The sequence below is a fragment of the Nocardia sp. NPDC049935 genome (genome assembly GCF_055586645.1).
Window position 1 is genome coordinate 416,737 of the sequence record NZ_JBVJHV010000002.1, and the last position, 25,475, is coordinate 442,211.

Here is a 25,475-nt window from a genome sequence, read left to right on the forward strand (position 1 = left end):
CGCGGTGCGGGCGGCACACCGCCGCCTAGTCCTGTTCGCGCCGGCGCAGCAATTCGTTCACGCTGACCGACCGGCCCTCGCCGTGCTGGTGCCGCCCGGTGTCCTCGGCCGGAGTGCCGGCCTGCTGACGTCGCGCCGAACGTAGCCCGGCCATCCAGGATTCGATGCTGTTGCGTTCCCGGCCGTCCGGATTCTGCTGCGGTTCCGGGGAACCCGCGGACTGCTCGGCGAGACTGTCGGGCCGTTGCGCCGGAGGCGCGGGCCGTTGCGCGGGGCGGGTCGGTGGCTCGGGCAGCCGGTACTGGCCCGGCATCTCCGGCGGCTGGGCTCCGGGTACGCGCCGGGGCAGTTCGGGCAATCCGGAGGCCGGACCGGCCGGAGGTGCGCCGCCGGGGCCGGAGACGCGCGGCAGCGGCCGGGGCTGGGAACCCTGATCCTGGGCCGAGCGGGGATCCTGCTGTCCCGGAGCCGGATTCGGGCCGGTCCGCCGCGGCGGCGCGGGTGGCCGGCGCAGGCCCTGGTCGGGCGCGTTCCCGGCCGGTTGCGGCCCCGGGCGAGCGGGAGCGCGGCCTTCGGGCGCGGGTGGCCGCGGACGGGCCGGACCCGCCGGCCGGCCCGGCGGTTGCGGCGGACCCTCCGGCGGCGTGTGGCGCGCGCCGCCGAGACGAGCCTGCTGCGGGGTCGGCGGTACGGGCAGCGCGTCGGCCGCGCTCGGGTAGACCGTGCGACCGGTGGCGTTCTGCCCGCCTTCGTCGTCGGTCGGTTCGGACGCGAACATGCCGCGCAGCGTGGGTGTCGCGAAACCCGGCCGGCCACCGGGTTGTCCGCTCTGCGGCGGGCCGGCGGGGGCGTTGCGCCCCGGGGTCGCGGGTCCGGGCCGGCCCGGTGCGCCGGGGCGCCCGGGCGCCGGGGGGCCGGGCTGATTCGGTGCGGGCGGGTTCGTGGGCTGGGGGCCCGCCTGATTCGGGCCCGGCCGGGTGGGCAGCGGGTTCGGCCCGCGGCCGGGTTCGGTGCGGCCGGCCGGGCCCGGGCGGTGTTCGGGCCCGGGACCACCGGGGCGCCCGGGTTCGGGAACCGCGCCCGGGGTGCGGCCGGATTCGGTTGCGCGGCCGGGTATTCCGGACGGGCCCGGTTCGGCGCCCTCGCGCGGGCCGGATTGCGGTGCGCCGCGGCCCATCCGCGAGCTCTCGTCGAACGCCTGCGGTCCGCGGGTGGGCGGTCGTGGCGAATCGGCCGGCCGGCCGCCGCGACCCGCACCGGTGCTGCCTTCGCCGCCCCGGCCCGGTTCGCCGGCGCCGGTGCCCGCCGGATTCGCGCGCGGCCGGGTCGGGTCGGGCGGGGTCGGCATCGGCTGTTTGGGCGCCGCGGGCGCGGAATCCTCGGACCGCTTGTCGCCGCCCTTGCGTCCGTCCTTCGACAGCGCCTCGAGATGTGTGGTGGGCGCGCCCGCCTCGATCTCCTCGCGGGAGCGTTTCAGCACCGGGGTCTTGCGCTGTTTCTCCGAGGTCAGCGCCGGCATCTGCATGGTGACGGGGTCGGTGACCGGCGTGGTCTTCACGAGGTCCACCAGATCGCCGCCGCCGGGACGTTCGTCGGCGAGAATCGGCTCACCCAGCCCGATCCGCTGCTGAATCCGTTTCATCCAGGCCGGAGCCCACCAGCAGTCGTCGCCGAGCAGTTTCATGGTGGCCGGTACGAGCAGCATCCGCAGGATGGTGGCGTCGATGATCAGCGCCGCGATCATGCCGTAGGCGATGTACTGCATCATCACCAGATCGGAGAACGCGAACGCGCCGGTGACCACGAGCAGGATCAGCGCGGCGGCGGTGATGATGCGGCCGGTATGCGCGGTGCCGATACGCACCGCCTCCGTGGTGGAGGCGCCCTGGGCGCGGGCCTCGACCATCCGCGACAGCAGGAACACCTCGTAGTCGGTGGACAGGCCGTAGATGATCGCGATGATCAGCACCAGTACCGGCGACATGATCGGCTGCGGGGTGAAGTTCAGCAGGCCCGCCCCGTGACCGTCGACGAATATCCAGGTGAGGATGCCCAGGGTCGAGCCCAGACCGAGCACGCTCATCAGGGCCGCCTTGATCGGCAGCACCAGTGATCCGAAGGTCAGGAACATCAGTACCGTCGTGACCAGCAGTACCAGCGCGATCATCAGCGGGATGCGGTCCACCAGCGCGTCGATACTGTCGCCCTGGAGAGTCGGCTGCCCGCCGACCAGCATCGTCACGCCGTCCGGTACTTCGAGCGCCCGCAGGTATTCCACGGTCGGCCGGTAGTCGTCGGAGTCCAGGAGCGTCGCTTCGGTGCGGAACACGTCCGGCCGGTTCGGGGATTGCGACGGCACCGCGAAACCGCCGGCGTCGGCCAGGCCGGGCGCCTTGTCGACCTCCCGCAGCACCTTGCCGATGGAGGAACTCTTGTCGGCGATGAATATCAGCTGGATGGGGTCGGATTGGCGCAGCGGGAAGGTCTGGTCGAACTCCTCCTGCGCGATCCGGACCGCGGCGTCCGGGGGGAGATACTTCTCGCTCATACCGCCGAAGGCCAGGTTCTTCACCGGGATGATCAACAGCAGCAGTCCGACGCAGATCGGGATGGCGATCTTGAGCGGATGCCGCATGACCCAGGTGGTGATCCGGCCCCAGACGCTGGACTCGACCTCCTCCGCGGATTTGGTCTTGCGCATCTTCTTGAAGCTGAGCATGTCCACCCGCCGGCCCAGCACACCGAGCATGGCCGGGAGCAGGGTGATCGACGCGAGCGCGGCCACGGCGACGGTGGCGATGGTGCCGTAGGCCATGGACTTCAGGAAGCCCTGCGGGAACAGCAGCAGCCCGCCGAGGCTGGCGATGATCATGGTCGCGGAGAACACGACGGTTCGCCCGGCGGTCATCACCGAACGCCGGACGGCGGCCGCGGTGTCGTAACCCTCGGCCAGTTCCTCCCGGAATCTGCTGACGATGAACAGTCCGTAGTCGATGGCCAGGCCGAGGCCGATCATCGACACCACGGCGCCGACGAACGTGTTCACCTCGGTGAACTTCGTGACCATCATGAGAATGCCGTTCGCGGCGAGGATGGTCAGACCGCCCACGATCAGCGGGAGCGCGGCGGCCACCACACCGCCGAAGATGAAGAACAGCAGCACTCCGACCGCCGGAATGGCGAGGAGCTCCATCCGCTTCGTATCGTGCGCCATGGTGTCGTTGAGCGTGCCCGCGACCGGTTGCAGGCCCGCGACCTGCACGTCCACCCCGTCGATGAAGAAGACATCCTTCACCTCGCGGTAGTTGCGGACCATCTCGTCGTCGTTGTCGCCGACGATCGCTATGGAGGCGAAGGTTTTGGTCTTGTCCCTGGAACCGAAGACCGCGGGCTGCGCCTCGCCCGTCTCGGTCTTCCAGTAGGCGCCGTTCACCTTCGCGATCTGGTCCGGATGCTCGCGCGGCAGTTTGTTCAGGCTGTCGACGATCTTGTCCCGGAAGGCGGGATCGGTATCGACCGTCTGGCCCTCCGGTGCCGTATACAGCACCAGGACATCGGCGTTGTGGTCGCGGCCGAACGCCTCGTCGGAGATCTCCGCCGCTTCGACCGACTCCGAACCCGGATCGAACAACCCGCTGGAACTGAGGTGATCCGCCAGCCCGAGACCGTAGGCGCCCAGGGCCAGCATGCCCCCGACAACCACTCCGATAACGGCGAAACGCAGTCGATGGACCAGATCGCCCCAGCGGGTGAACACTTAAGCGACTCCTTGTGCGGGGCGAGAGGTGAGCAGCGCCGACAGCGGCCGGAACGGCTGCAGCCAGGCACCCTCGTCGGGCAACGAGTCGAGGCTCACCCGGGGCAGCGGTTCACGGAATACTCCCGGGATATCCTCGAGGTCGACGAATTCGAGGGTATCGGATGTTACGGCCCAACTCGCGTGCTCACGGAACCCGAGTACCTGAACCGGAACACCTTCGCCCGCCAGCTGCTCCAGCGGCTCACGGAACGCCTGTCCGTCGGCCGAGGCCACAATGATTCCGGCCAGCCCCGCGCCCCGGGTGCGCGACTCGATATGGCCGAGCATGTCCGAATCGACATCGGAGTCCTCGTCGATCTTGGGCTTGGCGAAAACGGCATAACCGACATTGCGCAGTGCCTCGACCCACGGCCGGACCACATCGGCGGTTCCCGGCGCGATATTGGTGAACACGGTCGCTTCGGGCTCGACCCGCTGCTTCTCACCGGCGGACAGTTCCGCCGTGCGCGCCAGCAGCCAGCGGCCCAGCGCGTCGAAGCGCGGACGGTAGGCGGCGGTCGGGCGGCCGCCGAGAATGGCGCCCAGACCCATATCGAGGTTCGGTGCGTCCCAGACCAGCAGAACCCGCCGTAATCCGTCCGCATCGGCTCCGCCCGCCTCGCCGCCGGATTCGTGCAGACTTCCGGCAACATCGTCGCCGGCCGGGGCCATCTCACTGACGCTCATCATTCGATCTTGCCCCATATGAACTCGTTGATCGCGCTACCGGCGCGATGTGCCTTGCTCTCGAACTTGGTGACCGGACGCTCGAATCCGATCGGCGCCGAATCACGATGTTCGGCGCTCACCCCGCCGGTGGTCTCGTTCAGGCCGGTCAGCCGGGGTTCGGCCGCACCCACCTCGGCGATGTGCTCGGCATAGCCCGCGTGATCGGTGGCGATATGCAACACACCGCCGGGCCGCAGCCGGTCGGCGATGAGCGCCACGGTCGCGGGTTGCAGCAGCCGGCGCTTGTGGTGGCGGGCCTTGGGCCAGGGGTCCGGAAAGAACACGCGTACCCCGGTCAGCGACTCGGGAGCAATCATGTTCTCCAGCACATCTACCGCATCGCCGCGGAGCAGCCGGATATTACCGATTTCCTCGCGTTCGATCCGCTGCACGAGCTGGGCCAATCCGGGTTGGTAGACCTCGATGCCGATCAGGTCGATATCCGGTTCGGCCCGGGCCATCGCCGCGGTCGCGGTGCCGGTTCCACAGCCGATCTCGATGACCAGCGGCGCGTGCCGGCCGAACCAGGCAGCGGCATCCAGCGGTTCGTCGGCCACCTCGCGGCCGATCACCGGCCAGGTGCGGTCCCAGGATTTCTGCTGGTTCGGGGTGAGCGCGCCGCGCCGGGAGCGGAAACTGGTGACCCGGGGATAGAGCCGCGATCCGGCGCCCAGCCGCCGCGGGTTCGCGGCGCCGGAGGAGCCGTCCGCGTCTTCCGTCACCGCGACGGGAACGGATTCGGAGCTGGGGTGCACGGCGTCGTTCACAGCCCTATTGTCCCGCATGCCCGACTGTGGTCCGCAGCGGACCGCCGGGCGCCTACCCGTTGGTAGGACGGGGCCGGTCCGCACCCGGCGCGCTGTGGACGGTCTTCTGACAGAATGCGCACCGGACCAAGGGGGTACGAGGGTGGCGGCGATCGAGGGAGCGAACGGGTATATGCGTGAGGCGGGGGCGGCGGACCCACTGGATCGGATGATCTCGGCGCTGCGGATGGGCGACGGCGTGGACACCGGAATCGCCAACGGAATAGAGGCGGCCGCGCACCGCTGGCGCACGCTGCCGCGCGCGCAGGTCGCCGGACGCGCCCGGTCGGGTCGCACCACCGTGGCGCGCGCGCTGGGACTGCAGCCGGGGGTGGAGACGGCGCCGGTCGACGAACCGGGCTTCCCGGACCCGGTGCTCGACGCCGATATCGTCGTCTACGTGCTGGCCAGCACCCCGTCGCCGGGCGACCGCAGGGTCCTGGCGACACTGACGCCGCAGCGTTCGCTGGTGGTGCTCAACAAGGCCGACGCCATCGGTACGGGATGGGCCGACGCGGTCGCGGCGGCGGACCGGTACTCCCGGCAGTTCGGACTGCCGACCTTCCCGATCGTGGGCTCGCTGGCCGCGCGCACCATCTCGGGGGCGCTGCGCGAGGGTGACCTGGGATTACTGCGCCGGCACGCCCACGCCGGATCCGCGCTGGCCGTCTCGGCCGATTCCTTCCTCTCCCCGGCCGCCGGAACCGATACCGCCGAACGCGCCGAACTGCTGGACCGCTGGGATCTGCACGGCCTGTCGTGTGTGCTGGCCACGCTGGATCGCGAACCCGATCTCTCGCCACAGACCGTGCTGCAGATCCTGCACACCGTCAGCGGGGTCGAACCGGCGGCGAAGCTGCTCGGCGTCCGGTATCAGCAGGCGATATCGCGGCGGGCGGGGGTGCTCGTCGACGAACTGCTCCGGCTGTCGGCGCGGGCGGTGCCGCACGGACAGAGCCGGGCGCGGGCGCTGATCACCGAATACCTGGACACCGACGAGGCCCGCTGGCTCGCGCTGTGCGGCGGCCTGGCCGATCCCGAGGTCGCGCATCTGGCCGCCGGTTATCCCCGGCCCGAACCCGAGGACGCCGACGACGCGCTGGCCCGGGCGGTGCGCTGGCGGGCGGTGGCATCCGGTGAGATGTCACCGGCGGCGCGCCGGGCCGCGATCAGGGTTCACAACGGCTACGTCCGGATATGGGAACGGATGAGCAGTGTCGGACTCTGACGGCCCCACTCCGGGGGCGCCGGCCGGGCGGTCCGGCCCCGCGCCGCCGGAACCCCATCCGGCGACCGGAGGGCCGGCGCTCGCGGCCGTCGCCGACTCATTGCCGGATGAGGTTTCGGCCGTGGTCCAGCGGTGGAATCCGCAGGGCGCGGTACTGCTGTCGACCTCCGTCGCGGGCGGGATCGCCGCCCCGGTTCCGCTGATCGGACCCGACGACGCCAATACGGCGTTGCTGCGGGCCGAACTCACCCGCATCGAGCCGCGGGTGCGGCTCGGCGCCCCGGACGCCGAACCCGCCGTCACCCCGGGGGGAGTCGTATTACTCGTCCTGGACGCGGGAGTCGTGATCGGCGCGGGAGAACTCGATATCGTCCGCAGGCTGCACGCTCGCGGCGCCCGGGTGCTGCTGGTCCTCAACGGGACCCATGCGCACCGCGACTGGGAACTGGCCCGCGACCGGACCGCCGAACTCGTCGCCGCCGCCGGCCCGGCCTGCGAGATCGTGCCGGTCTCGGCGCGGCTGGCCCTGGCCGCCCGGAACTCGGCCGATTCGGCGCTCTTCGACCGATCCGGGCTGGGGCGGCTGCATGCGCGGCTGATCGCGCTCACCACCGACAGCGCCACCGCGGCGGCGCGCCGTCGGACCGCGGCCGCCCAGGTGGTCGCCGACACCCGGGAGCGGATCGCGCAGGAGGAGCAGACACTGCGGTCCGGGAGCGAGACCGAGATGCTGCGGGCCGAACGGGCCCGGCTGCTCGCCGAACGCGACGGCGGCCGGGCGGTCGCGGTGTCCACGCTGCGCGCCCAGCTCAACCTCGCCCGCGTGGATCTGCTGACCCAGGTGGGTGCGCGGGTCCGGACCCTGCACGCCGAGGCGCGCGCCGAACTCGACCGCCTCGACCGCGGGGGTCGCCGCGAATTCCCCGACCGGCTGCGCTCGGCGGTCAACCAGCTGACAGCGGCGGTGGATCTCGATATCGACGCCCGGCTCACCGAGTTGCGCGCCCGGGCCGCCGCCGCGCCGGCGCCGGGCTCGTCCGGACCGGATGGGACAGCGCCGCAGCGGCACGAACCGGCCCCCACACTCGGTCCCGATCCGCAACCCCGCGGCCGGGGTGTCGAAGATCACCTGATGATCGTGCTGGGCGCCTCGGCCGGGGTCGGCCTGGGCCGCCTCCTGGTATCGCCGCTGGCCCTGGTGCCGGCCCTGGACGCCGCCACCATCCCGGTGACGCTACTGCTCGGCGCGGGCGCCGCGGCCTGGGTCGTCCGGGCCCGCCGTCAGCTCGCCGACCGCGACCATCTGCGGCAATGGGTGGCCGACGTGGTCGCGAATGTGAAGGCCCAACTGGAGCAGCGAGCGGTAACAGCGCTGGTCGAGACCGAATCGGAGCTTTCCGACGAGATGGTCCGCAGCGCCGCGGCGCATATGCTGGATGTCGATCGACGGGTGGCCGAACTGGAGACCGCCCTCCGGCGAGCTACCTCCGGGCAGCCCGGCCGGCTCGCCGCTTGTGCCCGTGACCGGGAGATACTCGAGCGCTGGGCGGGCGATTCCGGAAAATAGTTTGTTCACCCCTATTGATCGGCAACCCGATTCCATAGGGGCCGCAATACCGCGTTAACCTCTAGACAGGAACCTGGGCGTCCGCTTCGCCCTTGGTGTACCTCCGGTACCCGGAAGTACACCCGACGGGCCGTAGCGGGCGCCTCACCCGCCAATGGTGGCGCTAGGTGTTTTCGCGCTGGTCACGGGCCCAAGGGCCAGGGCGGAGGCAACGGCGCCGCCCATTTCAGGAGAGTTTTCATGACCTCAGCGACCATTCCCGGTCTTCGTGGATCCGACGGCACCGCGCCGACCGAACACAGCGAACTGCTCGCCTGGGTTCAGGAGGTCGCCGAACTGACTCAGCCGGATCGAGTCGTGTGGGCGGACGGTTCCGACGCCGAATGGGATCGGCTCACCACGCAGCTCGTCGAGGCGGGCACGTTCAAGAAACTGGACGAGAAGAAGAAGCCGAACTCGTTCCTCGCGTTATCCGACCCCTCCGACGTGGCCCGGGTCGAATCGCGCACCTACATCTGTTCCCGCGCCGAGGCCGACGCCGGCCCCACCAACAACTGGGTCGACCCCGCCGAGATGCGCGCCACCATGACCGAGCTGTACCGCGGCTCGATGAAGGGTCGCACCATGTACGTGGTGCCGTTCTGCATGGGCCCGCTGGGCGCCGACGACCCGAAGCTCGGCGTCGAGATCACCGACTCGGAATATGTGGTGGCCTCCATGCGGGTGATGACCCGGATGGGACAGGCGGCACTGGATACGCTCGGCACGGATCGCCCGTTCGTGAAGGCGCTGCACTCGGTCGGCGCGCCGCTGGCCGAGGGCCAGGCCGATGTGCCGTGGCCCTGCAACGATACGAAATACATCACGCATTTCCCCGAGGACCGCGAGATCTGGAGCTACGGCTCCGGCTACGGCGGTAACGCGCTGCTGGGCAAGAAGTGCTACTCGCTGCGGATCGCCTCGGCCATGGCCCACGACGAGGGCTGGCTGGCCGAGCACATGCTGATCCTCAAGCTCATCTCCCCGGAGAACAAGGCCTACTACGTCGCCGCCGCGTTCCCCAGCGCCTGCGGTAAGACCAACCTCGCGATGATCCAGCCGACGGTTCCCGGCTGGCGGGCCGAAACCCTCGGCGACGATATCGCCTGGATGCGGTTCGGCAAGGACGGCCGGCTCTACGCGGTGAACCCGGAGTTCGGCTTCTTCGGCGTCGCGCCCGGCACCAACCGGTCGTCGAACCCGAACGCGATGGAAACGCTGGAGGCGGGCAACACCGTCTACACCAACGTCGCGCTCACCGACGACAACGATGTGTGGTGGGAGGGCCTCGAGGGCGAGCCCGATCACCTCATCGACTGGAAGGGCAACGACTGGTACCTGCGCGAGACCGAGACCCTGGCCGCGCACCCCAACTCGCGCTACTGCACCCCGATGTCGCAGTGCCCGACCCTGGCCCCCGAATGGGACGACCCGCAGGGCGTGCCGATCTCGGCGATCCTGTTCGGTGGCCGTCGCAAGACCACCGTTCCCCTGGTCACCGAATCCTTCGACTGGCAGCACGGTGTCTTCATGGGCGCCACCCTGTCCTCGGAGCAGACCGCCGCCGCCGAGGGCAAGGTCGGCACCGTGCGCCGCGACCCGATGGCCATGCTGCCGTTCATGGGCTACCACGTCGGCGATTACATCGGGCACTGGATCGATCTCGGCAAGAACGCCGACGCCACCAAGCTGCCCAAGATCTTCTACGTGAACTGGTTCCGGCGCGGCGAGGACGGCCGCTTCCTGTGGCCGGGCTTCGGTGAGAACTCCCGCGTGCTGGAGTGGATCATCGGCCGGATCGAAGGCTCCGCGCAGGCGGAGCCGACCGCGATCGGCAATGTGCCCACCGCCGCCCAGATGGATCTGGACGGGCTGGACGTCGAGGCCGCCGATGTCGACGAGGCGCTGTCGGTGAACCTCGACGAATGGCGTACGGAGATCCCGCTCATCGAGGAGTGGTTCGAGTTCGTGGGCGATAAGCTGCCCTCCGGCGTCCGCGACGAATTCGAGGCCCTCAAACAGCGGGTGTTGTAATTTTGGAGCTGTAATTTTGGAGCAGCTCCGCTGCTCGAGGTTCGGCCCTCCTGGGCGTCGGCTGTCAGTGCTCGAGACTTGTGGCTTCGCCACGTGCGCTTCGAGCACTGACAGCCGACGCGGGCCGAACCGGGTCGGGGTGTTGTAGGAGGTCGGGGCCGGGGCGGGGCGGGGCGGTGCGGTGGTTCTGATGGGGGGCGGCGTCTCGGCTGGGTTGGCGGTCTTTTCGGCGGGGGGTGTCCGGCGGGGAGGTAGCGGGTGGCTTGCCGGGGTTGTGGACCGCTCTCGGGGTGATTTGTGCCTTATTCTGGAGGGGTCCTGAATCTCGACCACGCAATCCCGATTGCCTGACCCACTCCTTGATCGGCCCGCCTGTCGCGGACCCGTGGCCGGGCCGATCGCCCCGTGAGAGGTGGTTGGACCATGGCCGATGGGTTTATCGCCCCGGAGTCGCCCGGTGATGTCCCGGTGAGTACGCCTCTGCATCGCGCCGCGGGGCAGTTGCAGTCGGCGCTTCCGGCCGGCTGGCAGGTCGAGGTCGTGGATCCCGAGGACGTCTCCCAGTACGGGCGCCCGATTCTGCGCGCGTTGCTGGCAACCGATTAGTTTGCCGGACAAATGATTTCCGGGCCGGTTCCGGGATACTCTGTGAGAGCTCTTCTTTGATATTCGCGGCGTTTCTACGCCTTGTCGAACACTCCTTGTGACAAGATTCGATCTTGTGCCCCAAGCGAACTCGTGATCGCATCTGCGCAGGTCCGGACGCTGGGCATGGTCGCGGGGGACTGCCGTGAGCAGATACGGATACGAATTCCCGCCTCTCGGTTCGTATTTCATCGAACGCACTATTGCGTTTTGTTGCTGGAGGGCGCATGCTGTTAGCTACAGATCAGCTCGCTCCATTGGAACCGAAGACCCACGATTGGGAGAGGCGTTCATGGCGGTGCAAGTGATCGGCCGGGCGTTGATGACCAGCGACCAGACCGAGCATCAGGCGAAAAGCGTTGGCAGCGGTGGATGGGTCGTTTCGTTCCTACCGGGCCGCACCCTGACTCTGGAACAGGCCATGGCCGCCATGCAGGCGGCCGAGGCGGTGACGATGGTCGGGGGGCTCGCCGATCTGGTCGGGCTCACCACCCTCGAAACCGTGGGCCTGGCCATTCAGGAATCACCGTGGGCCCGCGCGGAACCGGTGGTCCGCAGCGGCTGGCGGGGCCGGGTCGGCCGGAGCAGGCAGCAGGTCGCGCTGTAGACCTCAGCCGGGTTTGCCGGCAACCACCACCAGATTGCTGACGAGTAACTCCCGGATTCCGGGAACGCGCACCAGCCACCAGGCCCAGCGCGGGTGGTACCGGGGGAACGCCGTGTGGACGTGTGCGGAAGTACGCTCCGACCAGCGCATACCGTCGGCGGCGCGAACCGCGAACAGTGAGACTCCGAACCGGTTCTTCGGATCTTTCCCGTGCTTACGGCGGTACCGGCGGGCCGCGTACTCACCGCCCAGGTAATGCCACGGACCGGTTTCGTGACCACCGAACGGGCCGTGCCACACGGTGTAGGACAGCACGATCATGCCCCCGGGTTTGGTCACTCGCACCATCTCGTCGGCCATCCGCCACGGATCCGGTACGTGCTCGGCGACATTGGACGAGAAACAGATATCGACCGCGTCGTCGCGAAACGGCAGTGCCATTCCGGAACCGCGTACCGCGGCGGGGACCGCGATCCCCGCGGCGTGCATTTCCGACGGATCGGGCTCCACCGGGATGTACTTCGCGCCCACCCGGGCGAACTCGTCGGCGAAGTAGCCGGGACCGCCGCCCACGTCCAGGACGGTGACGCCGGTGAGGTCGCGGCCCGTGAGGTCGGCGTAGAAGTCGGCGAGCAGGTCGACGCTGTCGGTGGCGATACCGCCGTAGAAGCGGGCGGGATCGGTCTGTTCGAAACGGAAGCTGTACAGGAGTCGCAGCGAGCGGGCCACCGTCGCGCGGCGGGCGAACCGAGCCCGGCGGGTGCGGCGCGGGCGGGGCCCGGCGGGCGGGACCGGGTCGCCGGCCCGGTCGGGTGCGGCCGTGGACGCGATACCGGTGGGAGCGGAGTCCGGGCCGGTCGCGAGTGATACGCGATCCACAGGTGATTGCCGGTCGTCGAGCACGACGCCGAGTCTCGCATATTGTGACCGATCACAGATTCTCAGCCGGTCACAGATCCGTAGCCGGGAACCGCCGCCGGCCTCGATCCGATACCGGAAGGACACGCAGGTGGGCGACTTGCCGGACGCGTGGGAGCGTTAAGGTGTAGCGCGATGCCCTGTCCCGTCCGCGGGACCACCGCTGTTCCCGTCCGCGGGACCCGACCCGACCGGAGAAGCCCCACGTGCGCGAAGTCCTTCTGCTCTGCTGGCGCGATACCGGTCATCCACAGGGCGGCGGTAGCGAACGGTACCTGGAGCAGGTCGGCGCGCACCTCGCGGCCCGGGGCGTCCGGGTGACGCTGCGCACCGCCCGGTACCCGGGGGCGCCGAAACGGGAGCGTATCGACGGTATCGATATCAGCCGCGGCGGGGGGCGGTTCACCGTGTATCCCCGGGCGCTGGCCGCGATCGCGTTCGGCCGGATCGGGCTGGGCCCGCTCAAGGGGGTACGGCCCGAAGCGGTGGTCGACACCCAGAACGGCATCCCTTTCTTCGCGCGGCTGGTCTCGGGCGTGCCCTCGGTGGTGCTGGTGCACCACGGGCACCGGGAGCAGTGGCCGGTCGCGGGCAAACTGGTGGGCCGGATCGGCTGGTGGATCGAGTCCAGGTTGTCGCCGCGGGTGCACCGGGCCGACCAGTACCTCACGGTTTCACTGCCCTCGGCCGAGGAACTGGCCACCCTCGGAGTGGATCGTTCACGTATCGCCGTCGTCCGTAACGGCGCCGAACCCGTACCCGGTGACGTCCCCACCGGCGCCGCGGAGGTCCGGACGCCGGAGCCCCGCGTCGTGGTGCTCTCGCGACTCGTTCCGCACAAGCAGATCGAGGACGCGCTCACGGCGGTGGCGCGGCTGCGCGGCCGGATCCCCGGTATCCGGCTGGATGTGATCGGCGGCGGCTGGTGGGCCGACAAACTGCAGGATCAGGCCGCCGCCCTCGGGATCGCCGAGGCCGTCACCTTCCACGGGCATGTGGACGAATCGCGTAAGCACGAACTCCTGGCGCGGGCGTGGGTGCATGTCCTGCCCTCCCGTAAGGAGGGCTGGGGGCTCGCGGTGATCGAAGCGGCCCAGCACGGGGTCCCGACAGTCGGCTACCGCTCCTCCCGTGGACTCACCGATTCCATCATCGACGGCGTGACCGGAGTACTGGCCGACGACGCCGACCAACTCGCCGTCACGGTCGGCGAACTGCTCGACGACGCGGCGGCGCGCACCATCATGGGCGAGAAGGCGCGGGCGCGGGCGCGGGAGTTCTCCTGGGAACACACCGCCTCGGGGGTTCATCAGGTACTGGCGGCGGCCGCTGCCGGGGAGCGGATCAGCGGACTCATCTCGCCCGGCGAGGATACGGCGGCCGCGGTGCGTACCGAAGTCGCTGCGGGAGCCTGAGCCCGGACGTCGGCGGTCGCGGCCGTCAGGCGTTCCTGTCCCGCCGGCGCCGGACGAGAGCCACGAGCGGTGCCGCGAGCAGTGCGGCCCACAGGATATGCGCGCCCACCACGAGGGTTCGGTGCTCGGGCGCAGGCCGGGACATCACGCCCGGGACCCGGTAGAGGGCGAGGTCACCGGTGTCGTGCACCGGTTCCAGCTGCGCCAGCGTGACCTCCGAATCGCCGCGCGGTCCGGGGGTGTCCCGTTCGACCAGCACCCATCCCACGCCCAGCCCGGCCAGATCGGTGGCCGGGCCGCCGCTCAGCAGCACCTCCTCGGCGCGACCGGCCCGGACGCCCTCGCCGGTGACGGTCCGGCCGGCCACCGGCAGCGCACCGGTCTGCAGCACATCGCGGGGCAGCATCCGGGGGGCCGGGTCCAGGACCGGAGTGGAACCGGAATAGGGGAAACGGCGGAACATGCCACCGGGGAGCACCGCGATATCGCCGGGGCCGTCGATCCGGTCGGCCGTCTCACGCCAGGAGTCGGGGTAGTGGACGGCCCGCAGTTGCCCGCCCACTCCCCAGGCGAGATCGGGCAGCGGAAGGACGAGCAGGGCTATGAACAACGAGGCTGTGATTTTGGAGCAGCTCCGCTGCTCGAGGTTCGGCCCTCCTGAGCGTCCGCTGTCAGCCCTCGAGACTCGCGGCTGCGCCGCATGCGCTTCGAGGGCTGACAGCGGACGCGGGCCGAACCTGTTGTCGGGATCGGCGTCGGGGGAGGCGGGTGGTGGTGGAGTGGCGGGCGGGGACTCGGGGGTGGAGGTGGGGGTGGCAGGGTTGGTGTGGGGGGTGCGGCGGCTGGGGAGGGCGCTGCAGGCGGCGGCCGCGCAGAGTAGGTATCCGGGGAGGGCGAGGGCGACGAACTTCTGGGTATCGCGCAGCAGGCCCGCGCCGGGGATCTCTACGACCAGCCACTCCATCACTTCGAGTCCGAGCGGAGTGGCGGCGAGTGCGGGCAGGGCGACGGCGGCCGCGGCCAGGGCCAGCAGGGTCCGGCGGATCCGGGTGCGATCCGGATCGCCGTCGGAAGCCGCCACCCGGCGCACTCCGAGTAGCACGATCACCAGCAGCAGCACGGTGGCGAGGGCGGCGAACGGGCCGGTTCGGGAACCGGGGACGGCGTCGGCGTTCCAGATACCACCCAGCCCGGCGAGACTGCCGACGGTGGCCAGACCCGGTTCGGCGCGGGCGGCGAACGCCGCGACCCCGGCCGGGTCGGAGGGTTCGGCCGCGACACCCGATACCGCGGTCGCGGTGAGCCAGGGCGCACAGCTCAGCGCCGTGACCAGCAGGACTCCGGCGAATCTGCGCCGGCCCGCCAGCGCGAGCGCGGTCACCCCGGCCAGCAGCGAACCGGTGGGCGTGAGCCCGGCCGCGGCCAGGCATCCGGCCAGGGCCGCCCAGCCGGCCACCGGACCCCGGGCCGTCGCGCGCAGCCGGACGACCGCGAGGACCGTCCAGGGCAGCGCGGCGTAACCGGTGAGCAGGCTCCAATGTCCCTGGAGAAGGCGTTCGGCGACGTAGGGGTTCCACAGCGCGAGCGTGACCGCCACCAGCTGGGCGGCGAGCGGAGCGCGCAGCAGGTCGCGGGTGAGGGCCGCGGCGCCGTATCCGGCGGCCCACAGTGCCGCCACCAGGATGGCCTTCACCAGCAGGCCGCCGTCGACGACGGATGAGAGGGCGGCCAGCAGCCCGTCCTGGGGGACCGCGCGCGGGGCGGCGTCGCCCAGGCCGAGCGCCGCGTCGGTGGGATACGACCGCGGTGTGCTGACGGCATCACGGATCAGCAGATAACCGGGCCGCAGCAGCGGCGCCGTGATCAGGAGGGTGAGCAGCAGGCTGTAACCGGCCGGGACCCCGCGTGCCCACCGGCCTGTCCGTCGTTCGCCCACGGCCAGTCACCCTACGTTCGCCCGCCCCGGCGGGGCGGACCGGTATCCGCACGGCGCCGGGTGCGACACTTGCCGACGTGCTGTTCGTTCGCCGTCTCCCCGCTGTGGCGGACATGACCCTGGTGACCGCGGGGGCGATGACCGCGAATATCGCGGGGTATCTGCTGCAGCTGCTGGCCGGGCGGTGGCTCGGTGTGGACGGATACAGCGAATTCGCCAGTCTGCTCGCGGTGCAGCTGCTGTGCGCCGTACCCGCGCTGGCCCTGCAGAACGTGGTGGCGCGCGAACTCGTGCACGGCGCCGATGTCACCGCGCTGCGCGCCCTGCGGTGGCGGTGCGCGCTGCTGGTGGCCGTCGCGATGGTGGCGCTGGTCCCGGTGGTGAGTGTGCTGCTCGAGGTGGGTGTCGTGGCGGCCGCGGCGGCGCTCGGGTCGGCGCCCGCGCTGGTTCTGGTGGCCGGTGAGCAGGGCGTACTGCAGGGGCGTAAGCAGTTCCGCGGGCTGGCGCTGGTGCTGGGGGTCACCGGAATCGCGAAGGTGCTGCCCGCATTGGTGGTCCTGGCCGCAGGTGGCGGCGCGAGCGCGGCGCTGTGGGCGGCCGCCGGGGGTATAGCGGCGGCGGCCTTCTACGCGCGCGCTGTCGCCGGTTCTCCGCGGGATGTCTCGGGCGGCGTGACGGGACCCGACAGTCGGGCCTCGGCCACGCCGGGCGCCGTGGCCGAACCCGACACCGGCTCCCGGACGACGCCTCCGCCGGACGCCCTGACCGCCCCCGCCGTCGACACCTCCGGTTTCGGCGGGGTGGCCGCCGTGCTGCGGGCCGCGCAGGTCCAGGCGGCGCTGATGGCGCTCTCCTCGGCCGATCTGATCGTGGTCCGGATGGTGCTCGACGAGCCCGATGCGAGCCGGTACGCGCTCGGCACCATCGCAGCCAAGATCGCGTTCTGGTTACCGCAGGCCGTCGGGGTGGTGCTGTATCCGCGGATGGCGCAGCCGGCGTCCTCGGCCGCGGCGGCGCGGTCGGCGCTGGCCGTGCTCTCGGGAATCGGGCTGGTCGCCGTACTCGGCGCCGCGCTGGCCGCCCCGCTGGCCCCGCTGTTCGCGGGTAGCGACTACGCCCCGATCGAGGGTCTGCTCTGGCTCTTCGCGCTGCACGGCGCGGTGCTGGCGGTGTTGCAGGGGGCGCTGCTCTCGGCGATCGCCGGAGACCGGACGGCCCTCGCGGGCCTGGCCTGGGCGGGTCTGGCCCTCGAAGTGGTGCTCATGCTGACCCTCGCGAATTCGGTGACCGGTCTCATCGTGACCGCGGCCTCGGTGGCCGGATCGACCACCGTCGTGATCGCGGCACTGGTCATCCGGACCGCGACTCGCCGTCCGGCGGTGGCTTCCGCGGCCTGACCGGCGGCAGCGCCGCCAGGCCCACCGCGATAACCGCGATCAGGGCCGGAACCTGCACCCACAGCGAATCACCCATATAGCCGCCGGGCATCCGCCACGGGCCCGTGGACAGTGCCGCCGCCGAGATCGCGGTACCGAACCCGGCCACCGCGGTCAGGGTGCGGCCCGGCACCCTCGGCACGAATCGCAGCGCCGCCACGCCGGCGACCGTCAGCGCCGCGCCCACCGCGCCGGCGATGAGCGTGGCCGCGGCCAGTACGCCGAGCGCGCCCAGGGCTCGCGGCGGCCGCAGGACCCGGGCGGCCGCCGGGATCGTGACCCGGGGTCCGCGCGGAATCGCCAGCAGGAGAAGGGGGATGAGCAGCAGCAGTCCGCCGAATATCGCGACCCGGTACCACGTGTCGATCGGGAACGAGACCGTCACCGGCCCGGTCGCGCCGGGTGGGAGCAGCCAGCCCTGCTGCCAGCCGTCGACCACCACGGGTTCGAGTGCGCGGCCGTCGGCAGTGTGGGCGGACCAGCCGATATTGGTGCTGAGCGGGAGCACCAGCAGACGTTCGCCGGTATCGGGAGCGGGGGGCGCCGGTGCGGTGTTCACCAATTGGAGGCGGTCGACGAAGAACAGGTCCGTCGGCGCCACCAGCACATCGACCTCACCGGCCGGCAGCGAAACCGGTTGCGCCGGCTGCGCTTCCGTTCCCGGAACGGGCGCGTCGGGACAGATCTGAGCGGGAACCGGTGCGCCGGAGCGCAGCTCGCCCGCGGTCGCGGTGATACCGGTGCGCACCAGCCGTCCGCCGACCGCGATGGTCGGCCCGGATTCGCACCCGACCGTCACCGTCCGGTCGTCCGGCGCGGGGGCCGGGTACTGCGGTCCCAGTACGTTCACCTCGGCCAGGCCGGGCGGCTGCGCCTGGTGGTAGCCCAGGGCGGTACGGTCCAGGACCGTTTCCCAGCTCCGGATGCTGAGTTCGATCCGGTCGGTGACCGTCGGCTCCAGTTCGATCCGCGAGACCTCGTCGGGCTCTTCGATTTCCCGGATCTGCGGACCGTTGCCGAGATTCACCGCGACCGAGGTCGGGGCCGCGGGCAGACCGCCCAGCGAGGGCGCCAACTCCAGGCCGGTGACCAGCGTGGGCTCGGAGAGTTCGATGGTCAGTGTCGGTTTCGGGCCCATCCTGTCGCGCACCGAATCCTCGGGCGCGGTCCAGCTGGTCCGCGGGTCGCCGTCGGTGGCGGCGAACGCGGACCCGCGCAGATCGCCGACATCGGATTCGCCCCGGGCCACCGGCCGGGCCGGATCGGTGAGCAGGGCTTCCAGCGCGGGGCCCTGCCGGGGCCGGACCGTGAGCCGGGGGTCGACCGTGACGGGCGCGGGTACCTGCAACGTCCGGTCGAACGCGCCCATCTCCTCGGGCGCCAGCGCCAGCCCCTTCCCGCAGCGCACCCGATCGGGCGCGTCGAAGCACGCGCTGCGGCCGGGGAATTCCTGTCCGAGATCCCAGCCGGTCACCGCGGCGCCCGCGGGGGCGGGCGGCAGGACGGTGCGGTGGCGGATATCGACCGGTACCGGGAAGTCGCGCTGGGTGTAGTCGTCGATACTCAGTTCGCTGATCCCGAATTGGCCACCGGTACTGCCGCGTTCGGTGCGGATCGCGGTGATCTTTATCCAGTCGGTGGACCCCACCGGCAGCGCGACCGAAACCGGTTCGCCGGGTTTGCCGATCCGCGCCGACACACTGCCGTTGTTGGTCCGCACCTCGACCCATTTCACCGGGTCGCCGATGGCGGCGGGGGTGGTGGTGAAGCTCAGCAGTCCGGTGCTGAACGGTTTGTCCAGGTCCATGCGCAGCCACTGGCCCAGTGCGTACTCGCCGGCATTGCTGATCCAGGCCGTCGACGGATCCCCGTCCACGACCGCCGCGGTGGAGTTACCCGGTGCGGCGCCGCCGATCTGGGTGGCGTCGGCCGCCGAACTCGAGGCGGTGAGGGTGGCGCCGGTCCAATCGCCCTGGACGAGTTCGGCGCCGGGGACGTCGTAATCGGGAACGAGATTGTGGGTGCGGCGGGCATCGCTGGGGGCACGCAGTGCCGAGTTGTGGTTGTCGACCTTGCCGAAATCGGTTTCCCGGTTCATCGGAGTATCGGTGAGGGTCACCGGTCCCGCCGGCAGCCCCGCCGCGGCCGCGTCGGCGGCGAGCAGGGTGGGACCCTGGGTCAGCGGGTCGCGATACCGGCGTTCCAGCACCTCCGGACCGCCCTGGACCACGGGCACCGACGACAGCGGTACCGTGTACGCGCCGGGGAACTCCGCGGGCGCCCCCGCCCCGCCGCGCACCTCGGCCGGTGTGCCCGGAGGCGGCGTCTCCACCCGGTAGATCTCGACCGCCGGATAGTCGGGGCGCAGATCGGCGTCGGCGACGAAATCGTCGCGGTCCGGATCGTGTTCGACGGGTTTGCCGAATTCGGCGACCTTGCGCAGTCCGGGCGAACCCTCCACGGCGCTGTGCGCCAGCATCGGCCGCGTCGACCGGGAGGTGTCGGGATCCAGATCGTTGCGCAGTACCAGCACGCCGATGCCCTGGCCCCGCAGCGCGGGCGCGAGTCCGTCCGACGGCCGGCCGTCGGCGATGAGGCGCTGGATCGAATCCATGGCCCGGATCGTTCCGGGCGGGTTCAGCGGGACCGCGTCGCGGACCGCCCACGGCGTCTGCGCCAGCGCCTGCAGCGGCTCGTCGCGGGTCAGGCCCCATACCTGACTGCCGAAGGGCGCTCCCGGAACGACCAGCGCCCGGGTGTCGGCGGCATTGTCGTGCAACCAGTCCGCCGTCTCCTGCCAGTAGGCGGGGACGTGGTCGTAGGCGCCGCGCGGGGCGAGTTTGCCGGTCCAGGCCAGTGAGGTGGACAGTGCCAGGGCCGCCAGGATCAGCATGGCCACCGCCACCCGGCGATCGCGGTGCGGGTGGGTGAAGGCGGTGCGCCACGCGGCGGGCCGGGCCGACGCGGGCAGCGGTACCCGGACCAGCAGGTGGGCCAGACCGAGGATCAGCGGTAGCCGGATCAGAGGTTCCAGTTTGTGGACGTTGCGCAGCGGCGCACCGCCGGAATCGAGGAAGATCCGGATCGATTCGGCGAAGGGCCCGCCGAGCTGCCCCACGTATCCCGCGCAGATCCCGACCAGTCCCACGCACAGGATCAGCGCCAGCCGCCCGCGCGCGGGCATCGACCGCAGGGCCAGTCCGGCCATCCCGGCCGCGGCGAGCAGGCCGGTCGCCAGGACCGCGGCCGGCTGGGTCACCAGGACCGCGCCCGCGATCCGTTCCGGCGAGACGAACGGCGTCCAGCTGTTGGTACCGCGCAGCACCTCGCCGAGCGAGGCCCACTGGGTGGTGACCCCGGACGATTCGATGTAGTCGAGGAACGGCGGGCTGACCCGGCCCAGCAGCAGCAGCGGTACCGCCCACCAGGCCACCGCCAGTACCAGCAGCGGCACCCAGGCGAGCGTGAAACGCCACCAGGCGCGACTCGGCCGGTAGCAGGCCCACCACAGCAGCGCCGGCAGGAACGCCGCGACCGTCGCCACCGCGTTCACCGCGCCCATCAGGGCCAGCGCGAGCGCACTGCCCGCCGGTGACCGGATCCCGCCGCGCCGGTGCCGGTGATAGACGGTGCCGAGTGCGGCCGGCGCCAGCAGCACCCAGGGGGCGAGCATCATCGGCAGCGTTTCCGAGGAGATCGAGCCCACCGTGGTCAGCACCCGAGGCGAGAGGGCATAGGCGGCGGCCGCGACGATCCGCGATCCGTTACTGCCGATCCCCAGCGTTTCGCAGAGTTTGATCACGCCCCAGAAACCGGCGAGCAGCAGCAGCGCCCACCAGACCCGCTGGGTCACCCAGGCGGGCAGATGCAGGAAATCGCCGAGCGCGAAGAAGGCGCCGTGCGGGAAGAAATAGCCGTAGGCCTGGTTCTGCACCTGGCCCATCGGGGCCTGACTGCTCCACAGATGGGCGGCGCGGGCCAGGAATCCGAGCGGGTTCTCCGCCAGGTCGTATTTGGTATCGGCGACGGCGAGCCCGGGAGCCTGCAGAAACGTGAGCAGGAAAGCGGCGACCGCCGAGCCGAGGAACCAGCGGCGGCCCAGCCCGTCTGCGGGGTTCTCATCCGGTTCCGGTGCCGCGGGATCGGACTTACCGCGCACCGGGGGTCAGGCGTTCGCCGTCCCCGCCGCGACCGGCGGGCGGGGACGTGCGGAGTTCGGCGTGGGGCTCAGCGCTGGCCGTATTCGACGCTGTTCAGCAGTGAGCTGTCCGCGTTACCGCTGCGGTCCACCTCGGGGCGGGTGTTCTGCTGCAGCGCGGCGGTGATGGCGAACACCGCGATCGCGCCCAGCAGGGCGCCGCCCACCGCGCTCGCAATACCGGGGACAGCAAACTTCATCGCAGCACTCCAAACTCGAAGCTGGCAGATATCTGGGTCAACCTAGCAGGACCGGGCGGGTCCGGAAACCTACCGTCCGGCGTTTCAGCCTAGAGGGTGTGGCCGGGCGCGGTGTGTACCCGGGTCCGCCGGTCGCCGGTCGCCGGTTTCCGGTGGACCTCTCCGGTCACTCGGTCGCGGCCGGGACGGCGCAGTTCAGCGCGCCCAGCAGGGTGCCGAGTTTGGCGGTCGTCTCGTCGAGTTCGGCCCGCGGATCCGACCCCGCGACGATGCCGCCGCCCGCCCAGGCCCGCAGGGAAAGCCCGTCGGCGGCCAGTTCGGCGCAGCGCACGGCCACTGCCCAGGACCCGTCGCCCCGCTCATCACACCAGCCCACCGCGCCGCCGTAGAACCCCCGGTCCTCCTCGAACTCGGTGATGTACTCGAGCGCCGCCGCGGTCGGGGTCCCGCAGACCGCCGGAGTGGGGTGCAGCAGCAGGGCGAGTTCCAGCGCGTTCGGCGCCGGCTCCCGCAATACGCCGTGGATCGGGGTCCCCAGATGCCACACCTCCCGGGTGCCCACCAGCCGCGGGCCTTCCGGTAGCGACAGTCCGGTGCACACCGGGGCCAGCCGGTCGGCGATCCAGTCGACCACGAAGGCGTGCTCGGCCCGCTCCTTGGCGCTGTCCGCGAGCCGGTGGGCCTGCGCGCTGTCCGCTTCGGGGTCCGGATGCCGGGGCGCGGTCCCGGCCAGCGGATACGCGCTGACCCGCGAGCCCTCCCGCCGGACCAGCAGTTCCGGGCTGGCGCCGAGCAGGATCGCGCCGGTGCGCCCGGCGGGGGTGAGGTCGGCGGTGAACACCGCCGCCCGCGGATGCCGGGTCAGCAGGTAGGCGGCGGCCACCTCGGCTTCCAGCACCGCATCGGCGGCCACCAGCACCGACCGCGCCGCCACCACCTTGCGCAGGGGTGAGCCGGGCTCGGTGAGCAGGTCCACCAGGGCGGCCACCCGGGCGCGGTGCTCGGCCGGGTCCGGTATCTCGCGCACCACTCGCAGCCCGGGCAATGCGGGGAGCGCCGCCGGACGCCAGGGCCCGGCGGTCTGTGTCAGATCCACGGGTTCGACCAGGGCGGCCGGGCCGCGCGGGTCGAAGGGCAGCGCGCCCACGATCGTGGCCGCCCGGCCCGCGCGCAGGGCGTCGGCCGCGGCCCAGGGGTCGTGGTGGACCTCCCGGACCCCGCTCGCCCGCACCGCGCTGCCGGGATCGGTCAGCAGGAATCCGGTCACGACCCCGCTCCGCCGCGGGCCGGGACGCGGCCGTCAGGGCGCGGTCTGCTGATCACGCCCGTCCTCGCGGGTAGCGGCCTGCTGGACCGGGGGCACCAGGAATACCGGTCGGTGGCAGTGTTTGAGCACGGCGTCGGCCACACTGCTGTGCACCAGTGCGCGCAGCCCGGTGGCGCCGCGGGTCCCGGCCACGATGATGTCCACATCGAGTTCGTCGGCGACCTCGACGATGGCGTGCCAGACGCTGCCCGCGAACTCGTGGGTCCGCGCCTCGGCGTTCATACCCGCCAGCCCGGCCAGGTGCACGCCTTCGGTGTTGATCTCGCGCGCGGTGGTGTAGGCGATGTCCTCGAGTTCCTCGTCGGGCACCCATTCCGGCTGCACCATGCCGGTGATCCCGGAGATCCGGGCGGCCTGGCGGACCATCGGCTCCCAGGCCGTGAGCACCACGGCACGGTCGGCGGTGAGGAAGCGGCCCGCGTACTCGATGGCGCGTTTGGCATGTTCGGAACCGTCGTAGGCGATGAGCATCAGATCGCAGGGCATGGCGACCTCCGAGGCGGTGTCCTGACGGAATGGGTCCTTACGGATGGTCCGGACGGATGTTTCCAGATTACCTCCGCGTGGTTGCCGAGCCGAGCTTTCGTGGCCGGGGCGCGCGGGCTACCGTGCAACGATGCGGAAGATGCCGTACGTCCTGCTCGCGGTGCTCGCCATCGTCCTCACCGCCTGTTCCGGCGGTGACAGCGGAGGTTCCGGGACCACCACCCAGGGCGCGCGCAGCCCCGAGGGCGCGCCCGGCGCCGCGCCCGGCCCCACCACCGGCGCCCAGCGCGACTGCGATACCGACTACCTGAATCAGTTCACCACCCGGGAGAAGCTGGGGCAGTTGCTCACCGTGGGGGTCACCGGCACCGAGGACGCGCTGAGCGTGGTCCGCGATCATCAGGTCGGCGGGATCTTCGTCGGCAGCTGGACCGATCTGTCGATGCTCTCCGACGGCGGTCTCCAGCAGGTCACCGGTGCGGCGAAGGTGCCGCTCATGGTCACCACCGACGAAGAGGGCGGCCGGGTCTCGCGGCTGGGCAGCCTCATCGGCACCGCGCCCTCGGCCCGGGTCACCGCCCAGACCATGACGCCCGACGAGTACTACACCGCGACCCTGGACCGGGCGCGGGCCATGAAGGACCTGGGCATCACCGTCGATTTCGCGCCCGATATCGATGTCAGCTCCCAGCCCGACGATTCGGTCATCGGCGACCGGTCCTATTCCGATGATCCGGATGTGGTCACCCAATACGCCGACGCCTATATCCGGGCGATGAACGAGGTGGGTCTGGGTACCGTGCTCAAACATTTCCCGGGCCACGGCGCGAGCACCGGCGACTCCCATACCGGCGCGGTGCAGGTACCGCCGCTGGCGGAGCTGAGCGAACGCGATCTGGTGCCGTTCCGGGAGTTGATCGACACCGGGGCCGCGGTGATGGTCGGGCATCTCGATGTTCCCGGCCTGACCACCCAGGACGTGCCGGCCAGTATCAGCCCGGAGGTCATGAACCTGCTGCGCGAGGGCACGGGATACGGCGCCGCCCCCTATGACGGCGTGATCTTCACCGACGACCTGAGCGGTATGGCCGCGATCGCCGATCGGCTGTCCATCGAACAGGCGGTGGAGGCCACGCTGGTGGCCGGTGCCGACAATGCGCTGTGGATCAGCACCGACGCGGTGGGTAGCGTGCTCGATCAACTGGAGGACGCGGTCGCGACCGGACGTCTGCCGATGGAACGCGTGGACGCCTCGGTGCTGCGGATGGCCGATTACAAGCGCGTACCGCGTTCCTGCTGAACCGAGGGACCGACGGACCGGCCGGGTGACGCCCGGCCGGTCCGTCGTCTACGGCGGGGTTTCGGGGGGACATCGCCCGGAGGCCGGTGGCGCGTGCGCGACAGCGCCGGTGGTTCCGGTCCCGCGGAACTTACTTAGGAGTAATATGAAGGGTTCACTGCGGTAGGAGAGACGTGATGGCGGGCGGTACGAAGAGACTTCCGAGGGCGGTGCGTGAGCAGCAGATGCTCGACGCCGCGGTCGAAGTCTTCTCGCGCAAGGGCTTCCACGAGACCTCCATGGACGCCATCGCCGCGGAGGCCGAGATCTCCAAGCCGATGCTGTATTTGTACTACGGCTCCAAGGACGAACTGTTCCGCGCCTGCATCCAGCGGGAGGGGCTGCGCTTCCTGGAATCGGTGGCTCCCGCCGGAAACCCGCTGCTGAGCCCGCACGAACAGCTGCGCACCGCGCTCGAGGGGTTCCTCGGATTCGTCGACACCCACCGCAACTCCTGGCAGGTGCTCTACCGGCAGGCGCTCGGTCAGCAGGCCTTCGCCTCGGAGATCGAGAACGCCCGGCAGCGGGTGATCGAGCTGACCGCGAAACTGCTGGAGTCCAGCGCCAAACACGCCGAGCCGGGTACCAACTTCGATATCGTCGCCGTCGCCGTGATCGGCGCGGGGGAGGCGATCGCCGATACCGTCGCCAGCGGCACGATCGACGTGGCCGAGGCGGTGGATCTCCTGGACGCGCTGGCCTGGCGCGGACTCTCCGGCCGGAAGCCGGATTCCGGCGAACGCGCCGAATAGTCCCGATAGTCCGA

18 protein-coding genes are annotated in these 25,475 nt (G+C 71.0%); 9 read left to right on the forward strand and 9 right to left on the reverse strand.

What is annotated here, in order from left to right; all coding sequences use genetic code 11:
* Positions 1 to 25: 25 nt before the first annotated feature.
* From ACZ6SF_RS10160 to trmB, 3 genes are read right to left on the reverse strand one after another with little or no spacing between them, the layout of a single operon-like run.
* Positions 26 to 3,757: an MMPL family transporter gene (locus ACZ6SF_RS10160; RefSeq protein WP_466061714.1), complete on the reverse strand. Its 3,732-nt coding sequence runs from the start codon at positions 3,755 to 3,757 to the stop codon at positions 26 to 28.
* A complete protein-coding gene (locus ACZ6SF_RS10165; protein WP_466061715.1) occupies positions 3,758 to 4,486 on the reverse strand; it encodes an NYN domain-containing protein in 729 nt (242 codons plus the stop codon). It abuts the gene before it with no gap.
* A complete protein-coding gene (gene trmB / locus ACZ6SF_RS10170) occupies positions 4,486 to 5,313 on the reverse strand; it encodes a tRNA (guanosine(46)-N7)-methyltransferase TrmB (protein WP_466061716.1) in 828 nt (275 codons plus the stop codon). Before trmB ends, ACZ6SF_RS10165 begins: the two co-directional genes overlap by 1 nt.
* 154 nt (positions 5,314 to 5,467) lie before the next feature.
* Between trmB and ACZ6SF_RS10175 the strand changes: the two genes are divergently transcribed.
* The 5 genes from ACZ6SF_RS10175 (at position 5,468) to ACZ6SF_RS10195 (ending at position 11,454) form a co-directional block, all read left to right on the forward strand.
* Entirely contained in the window at positions 5,468 to 6,562 is a 1,095-nt protein-coding gene (locus ACZ6SF_RS10175; protein WP_466061717.1) for a hypothetical protein, read from the forward strand.
* A gap of 121 nt (positions 6,563 to 6,683) precedes the next feature.
* Positions 6,684 to 8,129: a hypothetical protein gene (locus tag ACZ6SF_RS10180; RefSeq protein ID WP_466061718.1), complete on the forward strand. Its 1,446-nt coding sequence runs from the start codon at positions 6,684 to 6,686 to the stop codon at positions 8,127 to 8,129.
* A 240-nt stretch (positions 8,130 to 8,369) separates the two neighbouring features.
* Positions 8,370 to 10,202 (forward strand): phosphoenolpyruvate carboxykinase (GTP), encoded by a 1,833-nt coding sequence (locus tag ACZ6SF_RS10185; protein WP_466061719.1) that lies wholly within the window; start codon positions 8,370 to 8,372, stop codon positions 10,200 to 10,202.
* Positions 10,203 to 10,625: 423 nt separating this feature from the next.
* On the forward strand, positions 10,626 to 10,808 hold the full coding sequence (locus ACZ6SF_RS10190) for a hypothetical protein (protein WP_466061720.1): 183 nt from the start codon (positions 10,626 to 10,628) through the stop codon (positions 10,806 to 10,808).
* Between the two features lie 331 nt (positions 10,809 to 11,139).
* The gene (locus ACZ6SF_RS10195) at positions 11,140 to 11,454 is read left to right on the forward strand and encodes a hypothetical protein (protein WP_466061721.1); all 315 of its coding nucleotides are present in this window, start codon (positions 11,140 to 11,142) and stop codon (positions 11,452 to 11,454) included.
* Between the two features lie 3 nt (positions 11,455 to 11,457).
* Here the strand turns inward: ACZ6SF_RS10195 and ACZ6SF_RS10200 are convergent, their stop codons facing one another.
* The gene (locus tag ACZ6SF_RS10200) at positions 11,458 to 12,183 is read right to left on the reverse strand and encodes a class I SAM-dependent methyltransferase (protein WP_466062245.1); all 726 of its coding nucleotides are present in this window, start codon (positions 12,181 to 12,183) and stop codon (positions 11,458 to 11,460) included.
* Between the two features lie 395 nt (positions 12,184 to 12,578).
* On the opposite strand from ACZ6SF_RS10200, the gene ACZ6SF_RS10205 reads away from it, so the two are divergent.
* A complete protein-coding gene (locus tag ACZ6SF_RS10205) occupies positions 12,579 to 13,787 on the forward strand; it encodes a glycosyltransferase family 4 protein (RefSeq protein WP_466061723.1) in 1,209 nt (402 codons plus the stop codon).
* A gap of 25 nt (positions 13,788 to 13,812) precedes the next feature.
* Here the strand turns inward: ACZ6SF_RS10205 and ACZ6SF_RS10210 are convergent, their stop codons facing one another.
* Positions 13,813 to 15,723 (reverse strand): MmpA family trehalose lipid delivery protein, encoded by a 1,911-nt coding sequence (locus tag ACZ6SF_RS10210; protein ID WP_466061724.1) that lies wholly within the window; start codon positions 15,721 to 15,723, stop codon positions 13,813 to 13,815.
* Positions 15,724 to 15,860: 137 nt separating this feature from the next.
* Here ACZ6SF_RS10210 and ACZ6SF_RS10215 point away from each other — a divergent pair, with 137 nt between their 5' ends.
* The gene (locus tag ACZ6SF_RS10215; protein WP_466062246.1) at positions 15,861 to 17,120 is read left to right on the forward strand and encodes a polysaccharide biosynthesis protein; all 1,260 of its coding nucleotides are present in this window, start codon (positions 15,861 to 15,863) and stop codon (positions 17,118 to 17,120) included.
* Here the strand turns inward: ACZ6SF_RS10215 and ACZ6SF_RS10220 are convergent.
* From ACZ6SF_RS10220 to ACZ6SF_RS10235, 4 genes are all read right to left on the reverse strand, one after another.
* Entirely contained in the window at positions 17,074 to 21,318 is a 4,245-nt protein-coding gene (locus ACZ6SF_RS10220) for an alpha-(1->3)-arabinofuranosyltransferase (RefSeq protein WP_466061725.1), read from the reverse strand. The genes ACZ6SF_RS10215 and ACZ6SF_RS10220 overlap by 47 nt on opposite strands.
* A 68-nt stretch (positions 21,319 to 21,386) precedes the next feature.
* A complete protein-coding gene (locus ACZ6SF_RS10225) occupies positions 21,387 to 21,557 on the reverse strand; it encodes a DUF2613 domain-containing protein (protein ID WP_357428559.1) in 171 nt (56 codons plus the stop codon).
* A gap of 166 nt (positions 21,558 to 21,723) precedes the next feature.
* Positions 21,724 to 22,824 carry an isochorismate synthase gene (locus ACZ6SF_RS10230; protein WP_466061726.1) on the reverse strand — a complete coding sequence of 367 codons (1,101 nt, stop codon included), beginning with the start codon at positions 22,822 to 22,824 and terminating at the stop codon, positions 21,724 to 21,726.
* A gap of 33 nt (positions 22,825 to 22,857) precedes the next feature.
* Positions 22,858 to 23,370, reverse strand: coding sequence for a universal stress protein (locus tag ACZ6SF_RS10235; protein ID WP_466061727.1), 513 nt, complete (start codon positions 23,368 to 23,370; stop codon positions 22,858 to 22,860).
* A 130-nt stretch (positions 23,371 to 23,500) separates the two neighbouring features.
* On the opposite strand from ACZ6SF_RS10235, the gene ACZ6SF_RS10240 reads away from it, so the two are divergent.
* Together ACZ6SF_RS10240 and ACZ6SF_RS10245 are read left to right on the forward strand one after the other, a co-directional pair.
* Entirely contained in the window at positions 23,501 to 24,670 is a 1,170-nt protein-coding gene (locus tag ACZ6SF_RS10240) for a glycoside hydrolase family 3 N-terminal domain-containing protein (RefSeq protein ID WP_466061728.1), read from the forward strand.
* A 176-nt stretch (positions 24,671 to 24,846) separates the two neighbouring features.
* Positions 24,847 to 25,461: a TetR/AcrR family transcriptional regulator gene (locus ACZ6SF_RS10245; protein WP_466061729.1), complete on the forward strand. Its 615-nt coding sequence runs from the start codon at positions 24,847 to 24,849 to the stop codon at positions 25,459 to 25,461.
* Positions 25,462 to 25,475: the final 14 nt, after the last annotated feature.

Excerpts from the sequence above, each read along its gene's own strand:
- ACZ6SF_RS10165 (WP_466061715.1), bottom strand. The coding sequence starts at position 4,486 with ATGAGCGTCAGTGAGATGGCCCCGGCCGGCGACGATGTTGCCGGAAGT.
- trmB (WP_466061716.1), bottom strand. The coding sequence starts at position 5,313 with ATGCGGGACAATAGGGCTGTGAACGACGCCGTGCACCCCAGCTCCGAA.
- ACZ6SF_RS10175 (WP_466061717.1), top strand. The coding sequence starts at position 5,468 with ATGCGTGAGGCGGGGGCGGCGGACCCACTGGATCGGATGATCTCGGCG.
- ACZ6SF_RS10185 (WP_466061719.1), top strand. The coding sequence starts at position 8,370 with ATGACCTCAGCGACCATTCCCGGTCTTCGTGGATCCGACGGCACCGCG.
- ACZ6SF_RS10190 (WP_466061720.1), top strand. The coding sequence starts at position 10,626 with ATGGCCGATGGGTTTATCGCCCCGGAGTCGCCCGGTGATGTCCCGGTG.
- ACZ6SF_RS10195 (WP_466061721.1), top strand. The coding sequence starts at position 11,140 with ATGGCGGTGCAAGTGATCGGCCGGGCGTTGATGACCAGCGACCAGACC.
- ACZ6SF_RS10215 (WP_466062246.1), top strand. The coding sequence starts at position 15,861 with ATGACCGCGAATATCGCGGGGTATCTGCTGCAGCTGCTGGCCGGGCGG.
- ACZ6SF_RS10225 (WP_357428559.1), bottom strand. The coding sequence starts at position 21,557 with ATGAAGTTTGCTGTCCCCGGTATTGCGAGCGCGGTGGGCGGCGCCCTG.
- ACZ6SF_RS10235 (WP_466061727.1), bottom strand. The coding sequence starts at position 23,370 with ATGCCCTGCGATCTGATGCTCATCGCCTACGACGGTTCCGAACATGCC.
- ACZ6SF_RS10240 (WP_466061728.1), top strand. The coding sequence starts at position 23,501 with ATGCGGAAGATGCCGTACGTCCTGCTCGCGGTGCTCGCCATCGTCCTC.
- ACZ6SF_RS10245 (WP_466061729.1), top strand. The coding sequence starts at position 24,847 with ATGGCGGGCGGTACGAAGAGACTTCCGAGGGCGGTGCGTGAGCAGCAG.